19 protein-coding genes are annotated in these 16134 nt (G+C 62.1%); 8 read left to right on the forward strand and 11 right to left on the reverse strand.

What is annotated here, in order from left to right:
- Nucleotides 1-14 precede the first annotated feature (14 nt).
- Both FHX03_RS22445 and FHX03_RS22450 read left to right on the forward strand, forming a co-directional pair.
- Nucleotides 15-536 carry a L,D-transpeptidase gene (locus tag FHX03_RS22445; protein ID WP_097624971.1) on the forward strand — a complete coding sequence of 174 codons (522 nt, stop codon included), beginning with the start codon at nucleotides 15-17 and terminating at the stop codon, nucleotides 534-536.
- Between the two features lie 132 nt (nucleotides 537-668).
- Nucleotides 669-1499 carry an aldo/keto reductase gene (locus tag FHX03_RS22450; RefSeq protein WP_183855523.1) on the forward strand — a complete coding sequence of 277 codons (831 nt, stop codon included), beginning with the start codon at nucleotides 669-671 and terminating at the stop codon, nucleotides 1497-1499.
- A gap of 197 nt (nucleotides 1500-1696) precedes the next feature.
- Here the strand turns inward: FHX03_RS22450 and FHX03_RS22455 are convergent, their stop codons facing one another.
- From FHX03_RS22455 to ffh, 11 genes are all read right to left on the reverse strand, one after another.
- Entirely contained in the window at nucleotides 1697-2050 is a 354-nt protein-coding gene (locus tag FHX03_RS22455; RefSeq protein WP_183778433.1) for a cell surface protein, read from the reverse strand.
- 256 nt (nucleotides 2051-2306) lie between these two features.
- On the reverse strand, nucleotides 2307-3716 hold the full coding sequence (gene leuC / locus FHX03_RS22460) for a 3-isopropylmalate dehydratase large subunit (protein ID WP_097624969.1): 1410 nt from the start codon (nucleotides 3714-3716) through the stop codon (nucleotides 2307-2309).
- Between the two features lie 75 nt (nucleotides 3717-3791).
- Complete coding sequence (locus FHX03_RS22465) at nucleotides 3792-3956, reverse strand: hypothetical protein (RefSeq protein ID WP_164918664.1); 165 nt, start codon at nucleotides 3954-3956, stop codon at nucleotides 3792-3794.
- Nucleotides 3957-3989: 33 nt separating this feature from the next.
- On the reverse strand, nucleotides 3990-4802 hold the full coding sequence (locus FHX03_RS22470; RefSeq protein WP_097624968.1) for an amino acid ABC transporter permease: 813 nt from the start codon (nucleotides 4800-4802) through the stop codon (nucleotides 3990-3992).
- A 16-nt stretch (nucleotides 4803-4818) separates the two neighbouring features.
- Entirely contained in the window at nucleotides 4819-5616 is a 798-nt protein-coding gene (locus tag FHX03_RS22475) for a transporter substrate-binding domain-containing protein (RefSeq protein WP_097624967.1), read from the reverse strand.
- Nucleotides 5617-5761: 145 nt separating this feature from the next.
- Nucleotides 5762-6316 carry a 50S ribosomal protein L19 gene (gene rplS, locus FHX03_RS22480; protein WP_028758031.1) on the reverse strand — a complete coding sequence of 185 codons (555 nt, stop codon included), beginning with the start codon at nucleotides 6314-6316 and terminating at the stop codon, nucleotides 5762-5764.
- Nucleotides 6317-6528: 212 nt separating this feature from the next.
- Nucleotides 6529-7230, reverse strand: a complete 702-nt coding sequence (gene trmD / locus FHX03_RS22485; RefSeq protein ID WP_097624966.1) for a tRNA (guanosine(37)-N1)-methyltransferase TrmD — start codon at nucleotides 7228-7230, stop codon at nucleotides 6529-6531.
- On the reverse strand, nucleotides 7230-7799 hold the full coding sequence (gene rimM, locus FHX03_RS22490; protein WP_097625143.1) for a ribosome maturation factor RimM: 570 nt from the start codon (nucleotides 7797-7799) through the stop codon (nucleotides 7230-7232). Before rimM ends, trmD begins: the two co-directional genes overlap by 1 nt.
- Before the next feature lie 115 nt (nucleotides 7800-7914).
- The gene (rpsP, locus tag FHX03_RS22495) at nucleotides 7915-8286 is read right to left on the reverse strand and encodes a 30S ribosomal protein S16 (RefSeq protein ID WP_097624965.1); all 372 of its coding nucleotides are present in this window, start codon (nucleotides 8284-8286) and stop codon (nucleotides 7915-7917) included.
- A gap of 44 nt (nucleotides 8287-8330) precedes the next feature.
- A complete protein-coding gene (locus FHX03_RS22500; RefSeq protein WP_011427149.1) occupies nucleotides 8331-8651 on the reverse strand; it encodes a chorismate mutase in 321 nt (106 codons plus the stop codon).
- A 16-nt stretch (nucleotides 8652-8667) separates the two neighbouring features.
- Nucleotides 8668-10251, reverse strand: coding sequence for a signal recognition particle protein (gene ffh, locus FHX03_RS22505; protein WP_183855525.1), 1584 nt, complete (start codon nucleotides 10249-10251; stop codon nucleotides 8668-8670).
- Nucleotides 10252-10672: 421 nt separating this feature from the next.
- On the opposite strand from ffh, the gene FHX03_RS22510 reads away from it, so the two are divergent.
- The 6 genes from FHX03_RS22510 to FHX03_RS22535 all read left to right on the forward strand — a co-directional run bounded on the left by FHX03_RS22510 (nucleotide 10673) and on the right by FHX03_RS22535 (nucleotide 16080).
- Nucleotides 10673-10876, forward strand: a complete 204-nt coding sequence (locus tag FHX03_RS22510; RefSeq protein ID WP_097624963.1) for a hypothetical protein — start codon at nucleotides 10673-10675, stop codon at nucleotides 10874-10876.
- A gap of 111 nt (nucleotides 10877-10987) precedes the next feature.
- Nucleotides 10988-11893 (forward strand): diaminopimelate epimerase, encoded by a 906-nt coding sequence (dapF, locus tag FHX03_RS22515; RefSeq protein WP_183855527.1) that lies wholly within the window; start codon nucleotides 10988-10990, stop codon nucleotides 11891-11893.
- Complete coding sequence (mtaB, locus tag FHX03_RS22520) at nucleotides 11890-13164, forward strand: tRNA (N(6)-L-threonylcarbamoyladenosine(37)-C(2))-methylthiotransferase MtaB (protein WP_097624961.1); 1275 nt, start codon at nucleotides 11890-11892, stop codon at nucleotides 13162-13164. Before dapF ends, mtaB begins: the two co-directional genes overlap by 4 nt.
- A 16-nt stretch (nucleotides 13165-13180) precedes the next feature.
- Complete coding sequence (ftsY, locus tag FHX03_RS22525; RefSeq protein ID WP_183855529.1) at nucleotides 13181-14776, forward strand: signal recognition particle-docking protein FtsY; 1596 nt, start codon at nucleotides 13181-13183, stop codon at nucleotides 14774-14776.
- Nucleotides 14777-14854: 78 nt separating this feature from the next.
- Complete coding sequence (locus FHX03_RS22530) at nucleotides 14855-15499, forward strand: septation protein A (RefSeq protein ID WP_097624959.1); 645 nt, start codon at nucleotides 14855-14857, stop codon at nucleotides 15497-15499.
- On the forward strand, nucleotides 15496-16080 hold the full coding sequence (locus FHX03_RS22535) for a DUF2585 domain-containing protein (protein WP_183855531.1): 585 nt from the start codon (nucleotides 15496-15498) through the stop codon (nucleotides 16078-16080). The genes FHX03_RS22530 and FHX03_RS22535 overlap by 4 nt, the downstream gene beginning before the upstream one ends.
- The last annotated feature ends 54 nt before the right edge of the window (nucleotides 16081-16134 follow it).

Raw genomic sequence — 16134 nt, forward strand, 5'->3', positions numbered from 1 at the left:
GGCGGGAGCCATGGGTGAAGCCGTCGACGATCGTGGTGCGGCCGGCGCCGGGGCGCAAAAGCCGGGCGATCATCCGGCTCGGTGCGATCACCGTCCCCGCCGCGATCGGCCGCTCCGGCCGCACCGTGATCAAGCGCGAGGGCGACGGCGCCACACCGATCGCCTCGATGCGGCTGATATCAGGCTTCCGGCGCGGTGAGCGGAACGGCCGGCTTGCCACTCCGCTTCCCATCCGCCGGATCCGCGCTGACATGCTCTGGTGCGATCAGCCCGGCAACGCCAGCTACAACCGCCTCGTCCGGGCGCCGTTCGGCGCAAGCCATGAGGAGATGCGGCGTAGCGACGGGCTCTACGATGTCTGCCTGGTCATGGATTGGAACATCTCCTCGCGGGCGCGCAATCGCGGCTCGGCGATCTTCTTCCATCTCATTCGACCGGGCTACGAGCCGACGGCCGGTTGCGTGGCGGTGAGCCTGGCCGACATGCGCCGGCTTCTGCCGCATCTTCGGAAGGGCACGATTGTTCGGGTCCTCTGATTGTCTTCCGGATCCGGCCGCCTATATGTTTCCGGTGACCGAGCGCTCAGGCTGAAATGCGCTCCGGGACGCCCCAGAGTGTGGGCGCAATTCATGCCTCGTCCCATTCTTTCAAACTCCCGGAGATATAGTGTGATCGCTCAACCCATCATCACTTTCCATGACGGACATTCCATTCCCCAGGTCGGGCTCGGCGTCTGGCAGACGCCGCAGGAAATTGCCGCTCCGACGGTGCGCGCGGCGATTGCCGCCGGCTATCGCCATATCGATACGGCGTCCGGCTACGACAATGAAGAGGGTGTCGGCGAAGGCATCCGCTCCTCCGGTCTGGACCGCAAGGACATCTTCGTCACCACCAAGCTCAGAAACACCGATCAGGGATACGACAATACGCTCAGCGCCTTCGACGGCAGCCTGAAGAAGCTCGGTTCCGATTATGTCGACCTCTATCTCGTTCACTGGCCGTCGCCGCATCGCGGCCTCTATACCGAGACCTGGAAGGCTTTCGTGCGCATCCGCGAAGAGGGCCGCGCCCGCTCGATCGGCGTGTCGAATTTCTGCCCCGAACATCTGGAGCGCATCATCGGCGAGACCGGTGTCGTTCCCGTCATCAACCAGATCGAGCTGCATCCCGACTTTCAGCAGAAAGCGGCGCAGGAGGCGCACAGGAAACTTGGTATCGTTACCGAATCCTGGAGCCCGCTCGGCCAGGGCAAATTCGTCTCGAACCCTGTTATCGGTGAGATCGCTGGGAAATATCGGAAGACGCCGGCCCAGGTCATCATCCGCTGGCACCTGGATACCGGCCTCGTCGTCATCCCGAAGTCGGTGACGCCGTCGCGCATCGAGGAAAATTTCCAGGTGTTCGACTTCAAGCTCGATGCCGACGATATGGCGGCGATCGCCAGGCTCGACAGCGCCGGCGGCCGCATGGGACCGGATCCGATGACGGCAACTTTCTGATCGCCGTTGCGATCAGGCTAAAGCGCGTCGCGTCAAACTTGATTCATGCGACGCGCTTTAGCTCTTTGTTTTCACGCATGTCGTTGCCGCAAAACCGCGGCACACTTTTGCGCGACATGCCTTAAAGCAATCGCAGCGGCGGTCTTCCGGGTAAATTACCCGGGGCGACCGCCGCATGACGGTGAATGCAGCCTCGATCAGTAATTGCAGTTCGACGATCCGTTCGTCGGGGCAAAGCCGAAGTCGCAGCTATTGCGCATGCGCTGCGGCCGTCCGATCGAGCCGGTATATTCGTCCGAAGCGTTGAAAGCCCGCGCGGGATACCAATAGCCGTTCGAGCTCTTGCTATAGCCGGGCCGGGCGCTGCCATAGCCGCGATAGCCGTTGAGCGATGGGATCTTGTTTTGCGCGACCTGCTGCAGCAGGCCGGACGCGGTCATGGCCGGCATCCCCGGATGGATCGTCCCGGCGCCGGCGGCGTCGACCGAAGTCAGAGATGCAAAGACGATCAGGCTGGCTTGCAGTAAACTCCGTACGATTTTCTGCCTCATGGCCATTCCCTCGATGGCGCGTGTTTGCCGAAGCCGGAACGGTATCTGTCGCGTATCGCGCCCCATATCGATGAGGCCACAGGCGCTCCTGGATGTCGATTGCCCGAACGGATGAAATTGGGAAGACGGCCGATGCGCAATCGGGCTTACCCGAATTACAGCGTGATAGGGAAGCACAGCCGCCATGAAAAGCAAAACCGCCCGATGCGATGAGAGCGCATCGGGCGGTTTTCATTCTCTGCCGTGGGACGACGGATCAGTTCCACTCGCGGATGTCGACGAAATGACCGGCGATCGCTGCGGCCGCGGCCATTGCCGGCGAGACGAGGTGCGTGCGACCCTTGAAGCCCTGACGGCCCTCGAAGTTGCGGTTCGAGGTGGACGCGCAGCGCTCGCCCGGCTTCAGGCGGTCGTCGTTCATGGCAAGGCACATGGAGCAGCCCGGCTCGCGCCAATCGAAACCGGCGGCCTTGAAGATCTTGTCGAGGCCTTCGGCTTCCGCCTGTTCCTTGACGAGGCCGGAGCCCGGGACGATCATCGCATCGACGGTTGAAGCAACCGTCTTGCCTTCGACCACCTTGGCGACTTCGCGCAGGTCCTCGATGCGGCCGTTGGTGCAGGAGCCGATGAAGACGCGGTCGAGCGTAATGTCGGTCATCTTGGTGCCGGGCTTCAGGCCCATATAGTCGAGGGCGCGCCATTTGGAGGTGCGCTTGGTCTCGTCCTGGATATCGTCGGGGTTGGGGACGATGCCCTGGACGGAGATGACGTCCTCGGGCGAGGAGCCCCAGGAGACGATCGGCGGCAGGCTGGCGGCATCGAGCACGACGACGCGGTCGTAATGCGCGCCCTCGTCGGTCTGCAGCGTCTTCCAGTAGGCGATCGCCTGCTCCAGCGCCTCGCCCTTCGGCGCGCGCGGCTTGCCCTTTATGTATTCGAAGGTCTTTTCGTCAGGGGCGATCAGGCCGGCGCGGGCGCCGCCTTCGATGGTCATGTTGCAGATGGTCATGCGGCCTTCCATCGATAGCGAGCGGATCGCTTCGCCGGCAAATTCGATGACATGGCCGGTGCCGCCGGCAGTGCCGATTTCGCCGATGATGGCGAGGATGATGTCCTTGGCGGTGACGTGCGGCGGCAGCAGGCCGTCGACCCGCACCAGCATGTTCTTCGCCTTCTTCTGGATCAGCGTCTGGGTCGCCAGCACATGCTCGACCTCAGAGGTGCCGATGCCGTGCGCCAGCGCGCCGAAGGCGCCGTGCGTCGAGGTGTGGCTGTCGCCGCAGACGATGGTCATGCCAGGAAGGGTGAAGCCCTGTTCAGGACCGACGATGTGAACGATGCCCTGGCGCTTGTCGCTTGCGGAATAATATTCGACGCCGAATTCGGCGGCGTTGGTCGCCAGCGCTTCCACCTGAATGCGGCTTTCCTCGTTCTTGATGCCGAGATGGCGATCAGGCGAGGTCGGAACGTTATGGTCGACGACGGCGAGCGTCTTTTCCGGGGCGCGAACTTTGCGGCCGGTCATCCGCAGGCCTTCGAACGCCTGCGGCGAGGTGACTTCATGGACCAGGTGCCGGTCGATGTAGAGAAGACAGGTGCCGTCTGCCTGTTCGTCGACCAGATGATCGTCCCAGATCTTGTCGTAGAGGGTACGCGGTGCGCTCATGGCGTTAAGTCCGTTTTTGGATGCTTTTGGGAAATCGAGTAAAAAGCGGATCAAGCTCCGCCGGCCGTCATTCGATCAACGAAGTCGGCTGTTGAGCGCACCGGATACGCATGCAAAGAACCGCGCCGGCAGGCGATAATGGTCCTGCAGCACGAAAATATGCGCGCCTGTGCATCTGAACTTGGATTCCATCGCCTGCATATAACGATTTTTCGCGGCGGCTTCAATTTGAATCATCAACAGCCCGTCTGGGGCCTCCTCATTGTGACGGCTTTAGCGTGATTTCATCCATTTCTCCGTCCGCCGCAGCGCCAGCGACAGGCCGATCGTCAGGATCAGGTAGATGTAGGTGACGATCGAGTAGGTCTCGAAGAAGCGAAAGGAGCCGGCGGCATAGACCTTGCCCATCTGGGTGATGTCGGCGACGCCGAGCACGGAGACGAGCGATGAATCCTTTACCATCGAAACGAAATCGTTGGAAAGCGGCGGGAAGATCACCCGGATCGCCTGCGGGAAGACGACGGAGCGGAAGCGCCGGTAGCGGGAAAGGCCGAGCGCCTTGGCAGCCTCGATCTGGCCGAGATCGACCGACTGGAAGCCGGCCCGGAAGATTTCGGCGATGAAGGAGGAGTAACCGATCGTCAGCGCGATGATCGCCCGCCACATCAGCGAGAGATCGCGCACCAGGATGGGTTCGGCCATGCCTGCGTTTACCAGCGGCGAAATCAGAAAATTATAACCGGCAACCAGGGCCGGGGCGCCGACGAAGGCGACGTAGAACAGGAGCACGAGGATCGGGATGCCGCGGATAATCTCGATGTAGAAACGCGCGATCTGCCGCGCGATCTGGCTGTCGGCCATGCCGAGCAGGCAAATGCCGAGGCCGAGCACGGTGGCGAGCACGAAGGCGACCAGCGTGACGAAGACGGTGATGCCGACACCGTTGACGACGGTGCGGAAAACCTGGGCGTAGATATCGTTGGTGACGATGACGGCGGCAAGGATGACGCCGATCGCGACGAGCGCGACCAGCCACCAGGGATAGTCGTCCTTGACGTGTCTGTCGGGAGAGGGTCGTAAAGCCATCAGCAATGGCTCGGCGTCATTCGCCCATCTTGTAGTCGAGGAACCACTTCTTGTTCAGCGCATCCAGCGTGCCGTCGGCCTTGAGGGCTGAAATGGCAGCGTTGACGGGCGCGACGAGATCGGAGCTCTTCGGGAAGATGAAGCCGAAATCCTCGGTGCCGAGCGGCTCGCCGATCAGCTTCAGCGCGCCATTCGAGGCGTCGACATAACCCTTGCCGGCGGTGCCGTCGGTCAGGACGACGTCGACGTCGCCTGCCTTCAAAGCCTGGACGGTGGCGCCGAAGGTTTCGAAGAGCTTGATGCGCGGGTTCTGCTCGTTGCCGTCGAGCACTTCATAGACAGCGGTATAGAAGGGCGTGGTGCCGGGCTGGGCGCCGACCAGACCATCCTTGAACGCGCCGAAGGACTTGGCGTCGGTGAAACGCTTCTCGTCGCCGCGCACCAGCATGAACTGCTGTGAGCGCATGTAAGGGTCGGAGAAATCCACCTTCTGCTTGCGGTCTTCCTTGATGGTGATGCCGGTCATGCCGATGTTGTACTGGCCGTCGGAAACCGCCTGGATCATCGCATCCCAGCTGGTGTTTTGATATTCGACCTTGAAGTTCAGCCGTTTGGCGATCTCGTTCATCGCATCATATTCCCAGCCGATCGCCTTGCCGGATTTCGGGTCGACGAACTGCAGCGGCGGATAGGCATTCTCGGTGACGACGACGACGCTCTTGCCGCCGAGATCGGGCAGCTCGGCTGCCGATGCGGCCAGGGGTGCGAGAGCAAGGGCAGCGAAGCTCGCAAGGACAGTACGACGGAACAACATTGAACGGCTCTCCGGGAGTGAACGGCGAAAATTGTCACGGAAAACGTACCGAAGGCAAGGCCACCGGCTGCGTGCCCAAGCAAAAAATAGAAAAGGCGACCCGAAGGCCGCCTTTTCAAGCGAAGAATTTTGCCTGACGCAGATCTTATTCTGCAGCCGGTTCCGCTGCTGCGGCTGCTGCTTCCGCGGCGGCCTTTTCGGCCGCTGCCTTGGCTTCGGCAGCTTCGGCTGCTGCCTTCTCGGCGGCGAGCGCCTGAGCGGCTGCAACCTTTTCAGCTTCGATGCGTGCCTTTTCCTCGGCAATGGCGGCGCGCTCGGCGTCGTTGAGCTTGCGGGCGCGGACGCCGGTGTCTTCAACGATACGGGCAGACTTGCCGCGACGATCACGGAGGTAATAGAGCTTGGCGCGACGGACCTTACCGCGGCGCACGACGTCGACGCTTTCGATCATCGGCGAGTAGACCGGGAATACGCGCTCGACGCCTTCGCCGTAGGAGATCTTGCGGACCGTGAAGTTTTCCTGCAGGCCGCCGCCGGAGCGGGCGATGCAGACGCCTTCATAGGCCTGAACGCGGGTACGGTTGCCTTCCGTGACCTTCACGTTGACGCGGACAGTGTCGCCCGGGGAAAATTCGGGAAGCGTGCGCTTGGCTTCGATCTTGGCGGCCTGTTCGGCCTCAAGCTGCTGAATGATGTTCATCGTCTTAACCTTTGGTTCTTCTGAAACAGCCAGAGCGCTCGACACTGATCCTTTGGAACTGGCCTCAGGACTTTGCCCTTCAGGACGGGAGCGGGTTCGCCATTCTTTGTTTGCTGGCAGACGGGGATAACCCCATTTCCGCGTGCGCCAATACACGAAAGGCCGGGGCTTGTCATCCCTCGCACGACATTTTTGTGAAGGGGAGGCTGGAATCAGCCGTTTTTCTTAGGTTCAGCCTTTTCCAAGAGATCTGGCCGCCGCTCCCGCGTCAGCCGCACCGCCTCCTGGTGCCGCCATTTCTCGATGGCACCGTGATTGCCAGACGTCAGGATCGCGGGAATGTCCCGGCCTTCCCACGCCTGCGGCCTGGTATAATGGGGATGTTCCAGCAAGCCGCCTTCGAAGCTTTCGTGCAGACCGGAAAGATCGTTGCCCATGACACCGGGCAGGATGCGGATGATCGCGTCGAGCACGATCAGCGCCGCCGGCTCGCCGCCCGACAGCACGTAGTCGCCGATCGAAACCTCTTCCAGGCCGCGCGCCTCGATCACTCGCTGATCGACGCCCTCGAAGCGGCCGCAGACGATGATGACGCCGTCGCCAGCCGCAAGCTCGCGTACGCGCTTCTGTGTCAGCGGCTGGCCGCGCGGGCTCATCAGCAGGCGCGGGCGGGTGTCGTTTTCCGCGGTGCTGTCGATCGCGCGGGCGAGAACGTCGGGTTTCAGCACCATGCCGGCGCCGCCGCCGGCCGGGGTGTCGTCGACGGTGCGGTGCTTGTCGGTGGCGAAATCGCGGATCTGCACCGCATCCAGCGACCATTGCCCGCGCTCCATCGCCTTGCCGGCGAGCGAGAAGCCCAGATGCCCCGGAAACATTTCCGGATAGAGTGTCAGCACGCTCACTCGGAAAGCCATCACTTCTTCTTTTTCGGCTTGTCCGCGGTGAATTTCGAAAGCTCTTGGGGGTCGTCGACCAAGCCTGCCGCCAGCGGGTCGATCAGCAATGTGCCGGCCTCGAGGTCGATCTCCAGCACCGAGGCTTCGGAGAAGGGGATCAGCACCGGGCGCTTGCCCGGACCTTTGAGCTCCAGCAAATCGCCGGCGCCGAAATCGAAGACGCCGGTGACGGTGCCATAGCTGGCACCCTTGTCGTCGCGTGCTTCGAGACCTTCGAGATCAGCATAGTAGAACTCGTCATCTTCAAGCTCCTCGTCCGGCAGGTTGTCGCGCTCGATATAGAGCTCGAGGCCGTTCAGCGCCTCGGCGGCATTGCGGTCGTTGACGCCGCGGAAACGGACGACGACGACATTCTTCGTCTCGCGGATTTCGAGGACTTCGAAGCTGCGGCCGTCCATGCTGTGCAGGTGGCCGTAGTCGCCAAGGGCGCTCGGATCGGCCGTGTAGGCCTTGGCGCGTACCTCTCCCCGGAGGCCTTGCGCGCCGCCGATCGTCGCCATCAGAACGGGGTTTTCAAGCTTTGTCATGGGTTCCTTCATGTGAAGCCGAAAGACAGGTTTCTCATAAACGAAGTGCGGGTAATTGGAAACGAAAACGGGCGGCATGTCGCCATGCCGCCCGTTAGACAAGGGATTGTCCCGATTATTCTGCGGCGTCGGCAGCAGCAGCGGCGGCGTCAGCCACCTTCTGAGCCTTTTCGGCGGCGCGTTCCTGGGCGCGCTTGCCCGGCTTTGCCTTGACCGGGTTGTTCTTGGCTTCGCGCTTGGCAACGCCGGCCTCATTGAGGAAGCGCAGAACGCGGTCGGTCGGCTGGGCGCCGTTTTCGATCCAGTGCTTGATGCGCTCGGCGTTCAGCTGAACGCGCTTCTCGTCGTCCTTGGCGAGCATCGGGTTCCAGGAACCGAGGTTTTCCAGGAAGCGGCCGTCACGCGGGCTGCGCGCGTCGGCGAGAACGACGTGGTAATACGGGCGCTTCTTGGAGCCACCGCGGGCGAGACGAATTTTCAGTGCCATGTTCTTTACTCCTTAGGCTTTTCTTGATCGCCTGATCAGGCGGGTTATCGGGCTGCGGCGCTTTGTTCAGCGTGATCCGCAGCGATCTGCTCATGATGCCGGATGACTTCCTTGATGACGAAGTTCAGGAACTTCTCGGCGAAATCCGGGTCCAGATTGGCGGCTTTCGCCAGCTGGCGAAGGCGTTCGATCTGGTATTCCTCGCGCGCCGGATCGGCCGGCGGCAGATTGTATTTGGCCTTCAGCACGCCGACCTCTTTGGTGCAGCGGAAGCGTTCGGCCAGCATATGCACGAGAGCGGCATCGATATTGTCGATCGACTGACGATAGCTCGCGAGCTGGGCTTTGACGTCTGGATCAATCATGGGGCAAGCGATCCTTTCACTTCTTCTTCGGCAATCCGGGCAATCCCGGGAAACCACCGCCAAGGCCCGGCAGCTTGGCGCCGAGGCCAGGCAAACCACCCGGCAGACCGCCGAGACCGGGCATACCCCCACCCGGCTTTCCAAGTCCCGCTGCTTCGGCCTGCTTCTGCAGGGCCTCGAGCTGCCGAGGATCGATATTCGAGAGATCGGGCATGCCACCGCCCATACCGCCCAGGCCGCCGCCAAGCCCCATCTTGCCGGCAAGGCCGCCCATCATCTGCTTCATCATGCCGCCTTTGCCCTTGCCGCCCATCATCTTCATCATGTCGGCCATCTGGCGGTGCATCTTCAGAAGCTTGTTGATGGCGGCGGCATCGGTGCCGGAGCCGGCGGCGATGCGCTTCTTGCGCGAATGCTTGAGCAGATCGGGATTGGCGCGCTCGGCCTTGGTCATCGACTGGATGATGGCGATCTGGCGACCGAAAAGTCTGTCGTCGAGGCCGGCTGCGGCCATCTTGTCCTTCATACCGGCCATGCCGGGCATCATCCCCATGATGCCGCCCATGCCGCCCATCTTCTGCATCTGGCGCAGCTGGTCGGCGAGATCGTCGAGGTCGAACTTGCCCTTGGCCATCTTGGCGGCCATGGCGGCCGCCTTCTCGGCGTCGATGTTCTCCGCCGCGCGCTCCACGAGCGAGACGATGTCGCCCATGCCGAGGATGCGGTCGGCGATACGGCGGGGATGGAACTCCTCGAGCTCGCTCATCTTCTCGCCGACGCCGATCAGCTTGATCGGCTTGCCGGTGACGGCGCGCATGGAAAGGGCGGCACCGCCGCGGCCATCGCCGTCCATGCGGGTCAGCACCAGACCGGTGATGCCGACGCGTTCGTCGAAACTGCGGGCGAGGTTGACGGCGTCCTGACCGGTGAGTGAGTCGGCGACCAGCAGGATTTCATGCGGGTTCGAGCGCTTCTTGATGTCGGCCATCTCGACCATCAAGGGCTCGTCGACATGGGTGCGGCCGGCGGTGTCGAGGATGACGACGTCGTGGCCGCCGAGCCTTGCCGCCTGCACGGCGCGGGCGGCGATATCCGTCGGCGACTGGCCTGATATGATGGGCAGCGTGTCGATATTGGCCTGCGCGCCAAGCTGGCGAAGCTGCTCCTGGGCTGCCGGACGGCGCGTGTCGAGCGACGCCATCAGCACCTTCTTCTTCTCGCGTGTCGACAGGCGATGGGCAATTTTCGCCGACGTCGTCGTCTTGCCGGAACCCTGCAGGCCGACCATCATGACGACGACGGGGGCGGGCGCATGCAGGTCGATGCCGACCCCTTCGCCGCCCAGCATCTCGATCAGCTCGTCATGCACGATCTTGACGACCATCTGGCCGGGTTTGATCGACTTCAGAATCTCGGCGCCGACGGCCTTTTCACGCACGCGGTCGGTGAAGGAACGCACGACGTCGAGCGCGACGTCGGCCTCGAGCAGCGCACGGCGAACCTCTCGCAGCGCTGCGGAAACATCGGCTTCCGAAAGCGCGCCACGGCCTGTCAGTCCATTCAGAATGGATCCAAGACGGTCCTGGAGGTTTTCAAACATCGGCTCTTCCTTGATACGTTTCGGGCGGGTTCGATCTGCCCGGAAACGTCGTGCTTTTCCTTGACGAAAACAAGACGCAAAGCCAAAAAGCACCCGAGGGCGCATCGCGCTGTCGGGTGTTGACCTCCGGGATCTCAGGTCCCGGTCGGCGGCTCGGAGTCATGCGGCTCGTCGCGGATTGGGCGCGATAAACAGGAAAGCGGCGGGAAAGTCAAGCGAATGCGGACCGAAGACCGCATAACGGGCGTTCCCAGAGCCTCCGTGGTCCGGGCACGACCGGTTTAATTTCCCGCGGACAGTCCAAACGCCATAGAGGCCAGTTGCAAAATATTCTGCTTATGATTCTACTTTCTACTTAAGTGCATCCTGTAAAAATGATTCGTGAATATCCTTGATGCCGGATGATCCGGCGGAGATACGAATGATCAATCCTGATATTGAAAGCTGGGCACTGGCACGGGCCCATCATATTGTTCTGAACGAAGGCCTTAGTCTTGCCAAAGCGGCACAGGATCTGGATCGCAAACGGTCCCGCTCGCTGGTCTACGAGCTGAGAAAGGTCATTACCGCCGCCATCGTCGAAGCGCATGCGGCGTCTTTTGCTTCCGACGGTGTTGAGCCGTAAAACCGGACGGCCTCGAAAGGGCGACCGGCGGCAATAGCTGCGCCGCACTCGCCCACTGGTAATTCCTTCGCATTTCCGCCATATACAGCGGAAACACGGACGGAAGATATCATGAGCGCAACGGTCGAATTCGCGAGGATGAACGGGCTTGGCAACAAGATCCTGGTCGTCGACATGCGCGGCCGGCCGGACAAGGTGACGCCTGCGGCGGCGGTCGCGCTCAATGCCGATCCGCAGACTGAGTTCGATCAGATCATGGCGATCCATGATCCGAAGGCCGAAGGCACCGATGCCTTCATCGATATCCTGAATTCCGATGGCTCGAAGGCGCAGGCCTGCGGCAACGGCACACGCTGCGTCGTGCAGGCACTTGCCGCCGAGACCGGCAGGAAGGTCTTTACCTTCCAGACGGTCGCCGGCATCCTCAACGCCGTCGAGCACGAGGACGGGACGATTTCGGTCGATATGGGCCGGCCGGTCTTCGATTGGGACAGGATCCCGCTGGCGGAAGAATTCCACGACACCAGCCGCATCGAACTGCAGATCGGTCCGATCGACAAGCCGGTGCTGCATTCGCCGTCCGTCATGTCGATGGGCAATCCGCATGCGATCTTCTGGGTGGACAGGGACGTGATGTCCTATGATCTCGCGCGCTTCGGACCGCTGCTCGAAAACCATCCGATGTTTCCCGAGCGCGCCAATATCACGCTGGCGCAAGTGACGTCGCCGACATCGATGACGACGCGCACCTGGGAGCGCGGCGCGGGGCTGACGCTTGCCTGCGGCTCGGCTGCCTGTTCTGCTGCCGTCAGTGCTGCGCGCACCGGCCGTACCGGCCGCAAGGTGACGATCAATGTGGCCAGCGCCAAGCCGCCGGCCACGCTTTGTATCGAATGGCGCGAGCGCGACGATCATGTGATCATGACCGGCCCGGCCGAATGGGAATGGTCGGGCAGGGTCGATCCTTCGACCGGTCTCTGGTCGCGCGATGGTACCCGAGAGGCGGAGGCGCAGTGAGCGGCATCGAGGTCATTACCTTCGGCTGCCGCCTCAACACATATGAATCCGAAGTGATGAAGGCGCAGGCTGAAAAGGCCGGGCTCAACAATGCTGTCCTGGTCAATACCTGCGCCGTAACCGGCGAAGCGGTGCGCCAGGCCCGCCAGGCGATCCGCCGGGCCCGGCGTGACAATCCGCATGCCCGCATCATCGTCACCGGCTGTGCCGCGCAGACGGAAAAGCAGACCTTCGCCGCGATGGCGGAGGTCGATGCCGTGCTCGGCAACGAGGAGAAGCTGACGAGCGCCTCCTATCGCAGCCTGCCGGATTTCGGCGTTTCGGCCGAAGAGAAACTTCGCGTCAACGACATCATGAGCGTCAAGGCGACGGCTCCGCAGATGGTCAGGCATATCGACGGCCATGTGCGCGCCTTCATCCAGGTGCAGAATGGCTGCGACCATCGCTGCACCTTCTGCATCATTCCCTATGGCCGCGGCAATTCCCGCTCCGTGCCGATGGGAGCTGTCGTCGACCAGGCCCGCAATCTCGTCGACGGCGGTTACCGCGAAATCGTACTGACCGGCGTCGATGCCACCAGTTACGGCGGCGATCTGCCGGGCGCCCCGACGCTCGGGCTTTTGGCGAAGACCCTTCTGAAGCAGATCCCCGATATCCGCCGCCTGCGGCTTTCCTCGATCGACAGCATCGAAGCCGATGCCCACCTGATGGATCTCATCGCCGACGAGCCACGCTTCATGCCGCATCTGCATCTCTCGCTGCAGCACGGCGACGACATGATGCTGAAGCGCATGAAGCGCCGGCATTTGCGCGCCGATGCGCTGCGTTTCATCGAGGATGCGCGTCGCCTTCGCCCCGAGATGAGCTTCGGCGCCGATATGATCGCCGGCTTTCCCACAGAAACCGAAGACATGTTCGACAATGCCGTGCGGCTGGCCGAAGAGGTTGGTATCGCCCATCTGCATGTCTTCCCCTACAGTCCGCGTCCCGGCACGCCGGCAGCGCGCATGCCGCAACTCGACCGGTCGCTGGTCAAGGATCGCGCCGCAAGGCTGCGCGCCACTGGACATAGGCTGCATCAATCCCATCTCGATGGGATGATCGGAACCCGGCAATGGCTGCTTGTTGAAAACAACGGCCTGGCGCATACGGAGAATTTCACGCTGGTTGCCGCGCCCGGCCTTCGTCCCGGCGAACTTGTGCCGGTCACGATCACCGGCCACAATGGCAAGCATCTCGACATGCAATTGACGGCCGCAGCCGCGGCCTGACTTTCACGGAATCCCCATGGCGCTCAGTTTCATCAAAAAGGTCTTCACCTTCGGCAAGCCGGCTGAAGAACCTGTGCCTGCGGCCGTGGAAAAGGAGTTGGAGCCGCGTTCGCGCGTCGAAGATCTGCCGGTTGCTGACGATCCAGTGCTGGCCGAGGAAATGGATACCGCCGGCGGGCCCGCTTCAGATATTGACGAGGGCGGGGTCGAGACGTCGGTTGCTGAAGATGATGTCGAATCCGCAATCCTGCCCGCCGCCGACCAATTGCGCGACATGGGTGTCGTGCCGCTTTCATTGCTGGAAGCCGAGGCAGCAGCGGAGGCGGAGACTGAAATCCAGGCGGTCGCCGAAACCCTTGCGGAAATACCCGTTTCCGTCCCTCTGGGACATCTCGCCCACCAGGCGGGAGATCATGTGGAGACCGGAGCACTAGAACAGCCGGCCGACCTCGAAGAGATCGTCGAAAAGCTTCCGGAAGAGATTCCAACTGAACCGGAAGACATTCCGACTCAGGATGATGCAGGACTGGATTCGCCCTCCCAGCCAATCTCCCCACCTGTGGAGGAGATGCCCGGCAGGGTAGAGGGGGGCAGCCCCCCGGCAGAACCGGAGATTGGCTCTCCCATCCTCCCCAAAGGCTTCGCCACCGGCCCGAAGGTCGTCGAGCCGGAGCCGGTTATGTTGCAGCCGAAGCTCAGCTGGTTCCAGCGTCTGCGCAACGGTCTTGCGCGCACCTCCTCGCAGCTGACCGGCCAGATCACCGCGCTCTTCACGAAGCGCAAGCTCGATGACGAGACGCTGCAGGATCTCGAAGACCTGCTGATCCAGGCCGATCTCGGCGTCGAGACGGCGCTGCGCGTCACCGACACGCTGGCGTCCGAGCGCTACGGCAAGGATGTCACCGGCGAGGATGTCAGCCGGATCATGGCGTCTGAAATCGCCAAGGTCCTGAAGCCGGTCGCCAAGCCGCTGCAGCTCGACCTCTCGCACAAGCCGCATGTCATCCTCGTCGTCGGCGTCAACGGCACCGGCAAAACGACGACGATCGGCAAGCTTGCAGCAAAACTTTCCGGCGCCGGGCTGAAGGTGATGCTGGCGGCCGGCGATACGTTCCGTGCGGCCGCGATCGAGCAGTTGAAGATCTGGGCCGAGCGGACGAACTCCGAATTCATCGGCACCAAGCTTGGCGCAGATGCCGCCGGCCTTGCCTATGATGCCTTCGAACAGGCGAAGGCGAAAAAATGCGATGTGCTGATCGTCGATACCGCCGGCCGCCTGCAGAACAAGGCCGAGCTGATGGCCGAACTCGAGAAGGTCGTGCGCGTGCTCGGCAAACTCGATCCCGATGCGCCGCACACCGTGCTGCAGACGCTCGATGCCACGACGGGGCAGAACGCGCTCAGCCAGGTCGAGATCTTCCGCAACGTCGCCGGCGTCAACGGGCTGATCATGACCAAGCTCGACGGCACGGCGCGCGGCGGCATCCTCGTCGCCATTTCGGCCAAGCACAAGCTGCCGGTCTACTTCATCGGTATCGGCGAGGGCGTCGACGATCTGGAACCGTTCGAGGCCGAGGATTTCGCCCATGCCATTGCCGGACTTCCGCAATGATGCCACAGATATGCCGCCGAGAGCCTGCAAGGCACGGCCGGCAACCAGATTGTCAGGAATAGCAGGTTTGACGAACGCATGAGCACCGAAAGCGATATCACCCCGACCGCGGCCGACCGGCATCACCCGCTGCTGAAGCTGGCGCTCGAACTCGGGCCGCTGTTGATCTTCTTCTTTGCCAATCTGCGCGGTCCGTGGCTGGTGGAGAAATTTCCTGCTCTTTCCGAGCTTGGTGGACCGCTGTTCGTCGCAACCGGGCTTTTCATGGCGGCGACGATCCTTTCACTTGTCGTCTCGAAGATCGTGCTCGGCCATCTGCCGATCATGCCCTTCGTCTCCGGCATCGTCGTCGTCATCTTCGGCTCGTTGTCGATCTGGCTGCAGAACGAGACCTTCATCAAGATGAAGCCGACCATCGTCAACGCGCTCTTCGGGGTGGCGCTGCTCGGCGGGCTTGCTTTCGGCCGATCGCTGCTCGGCTATGTCTTCAACGCCGCCTTCCAGCTCGATGCCGAAGGCTGGCGCAAGCTCACCATCCGCTGGGGCATCTTCTTTCTGTTCCTTGCCGTGCTGAACGAAGTCGTCTGGCGCAATTTTTCGGACGATACCTGGGTGGCCTTCAAGGTCTGGGGCACGATGCCGATCACCATCATCTTCACCCTGGCGCAGATGCCGCTGGTGCTCAAGCATAGCCTCAACCCGGAAACGGACGGCGAAAAATGAGCGCTACAGAGGCCGAATATCGTGTGAGATACCAGAGTTTCTGGTTCGTCGCCTGCCTTGCGGTGCTGGTCGCTCAGATCGTCGCCGAATATCTGATGGGCCGCGTGCCGATCTGCTCCTGCGGTTATGTCAAGCTGTGGGAGGGCGGGGTCAATACCAGCGGCAATTCGCAGCATCTGTCGGATTGGTACACGCCGTCGCATATCATCCACGGCTTCCTGTTCTACGGGCTCGGCCATCTCGTCCTGCGCCGCAAGCCGCTGGCGGCAAAGCTGTTGCTGGCGCTCGTCATCGAATCCGGCTGGGAACTGCTCGAAAATTCGCCGCTGATCATCGACCGCTATCGCACGGCGACGATCGCACTCGACTATTACGGCGACAGCATCCTGAATTCGGCAATGGACACCGTCTTCATGTGCATCGGCTTCTTCTTCGCATCGCGGGCGCCGGTGGCGCTGACGGTGGCGATCGCGATCTTCTTCGAAGTTTTCACCGGCTATGTAATCCGCGATAATCTGACGTTGAACGTGGTGATGCTGATCTGGCCGGTGGAGGCGATCAAGGTCTGGCAGGGCGGGTAATAAACCGCGTTTGATTATGACCCCTCCGCAACCCTCTTCATAAGGGGGAGGGGC

Source organism: Rhizobium sp. BK456, assembly GCF_014194045.1.
In the GTDB taxonomy this organism is placed as follows: domain Bacteria; phylum Pseudomonadota; class Alphaproteobacteria; order Rhizobiales; family Rhizobiaceae; genus Rhizobium; species Rhizobium redzepovicii.

Excerpts from the sequence above, each read along its gene's own strand:
- rimM (WP_097625143.1), bottom strand. The coding sequence starts at position 7,799 with ATGACAAAGCTTGAAAACCCCGTTCTGATGGCGACGATCGGCGGCGCG.
- leuC (WP_097624969.1), bottom strand. The coding sequence starts at position 3,716 with ATGAGCGCACCGCGTACCCTCTACGACAAGATCTGGGACGATCATCTG.
- rpsP (WP_097624965.1), bottom strand. The coding sequence starts at position 8,286 with ATGGCACTGAAAATTCGTCTCGCCCGCGGTGGCTCCAAGAAGCGCCCG.
- dapF (WP_183855527.1), top strand. The coding sequence starts at position 10,988 with ATGAGCGCAACGGTCGAATTCGCGAGGATGAACGGGCTTGGCAACAAG.
- rplS (WP_028758031.1), bottom strand. The coding sequence starts at position 6,316 with ATGAACATCATTCAGCAGCTTGAGGCCGAACAGGCCGCCAAGATCGAA.
- FHX03_RS22530 (WP_097624959.1), top strand. The coding sequence starts at position 14,855 with ATGAGCACCGAAAGCGATATCACCCCGACCGCGGCCGACCGGCATCAC.
- trmD (WP_097624966.1), bottom strand. The coding sequence starts at position 7,230 with ATGGCTTTCCGAGTGAGCGTGCTGACACTCTATCCGGAAATGTTTCCG.
- ftsY (WP_183855529.1), top strand. The coding sequence starts at position 13,181 with ATGGCGCTCAGTTTCATCAAAAAGGTCTTCACCTTCGGCAAGCCGGCT.
- FHX03_RS22470 (WP_097624968.1), bottom strand. The coding sequence starts at position 4,802 with ATGGCTTTACGACCCTCTCCCGACAGACACGTCAAGGACGACTATCCC.
- FHX03_RS22475 (WP_097624967.1), bottom strand. The coding sequence starts at position 5,616 with ATGTTGTTCCGTCGTACTGTCCTTGCGAGCTTCGCTGCCCTTGCTCTC.
- FHX03_RS22455 (WP_183778433.1), bottom strand. The coding sequence starts at position 2,050 with ATGAGGCAGAAAATCGTACGGAGTTTACTGCAAGCCAGCCTGATCGTC.
- FHX03_RS22500 (WP_011427149.1), bottom strand. The coding sequence starts at position 8,651 with ATGATTGATCCAGACGTCAAAGCCCAGCTCGCGAGCTATCGTCAGTCG.
- ffh (WP_183855525.1), bottom strand. The coding sequence starts at position 10,251 with ATGTTTGAAAACCTCCAGGACCGTCTTGGATCCATTCTGAATGGACTG.
- FHX03_RS22510 (WP_097624963.1), top strand. The coding sequence starts at position 10,673 with ATGATCAATCCTGATATTGAAAGCTGGGCACTGGCACGGGCCCATCAT.
- FHX03_RS22535 (WP_183855531.1), top strand. The coding sequence starts at position 15,496 with ATGAGCGCTACAGAGGCCGAATATCGTGTGAGATACCAGAGTTTCTGG.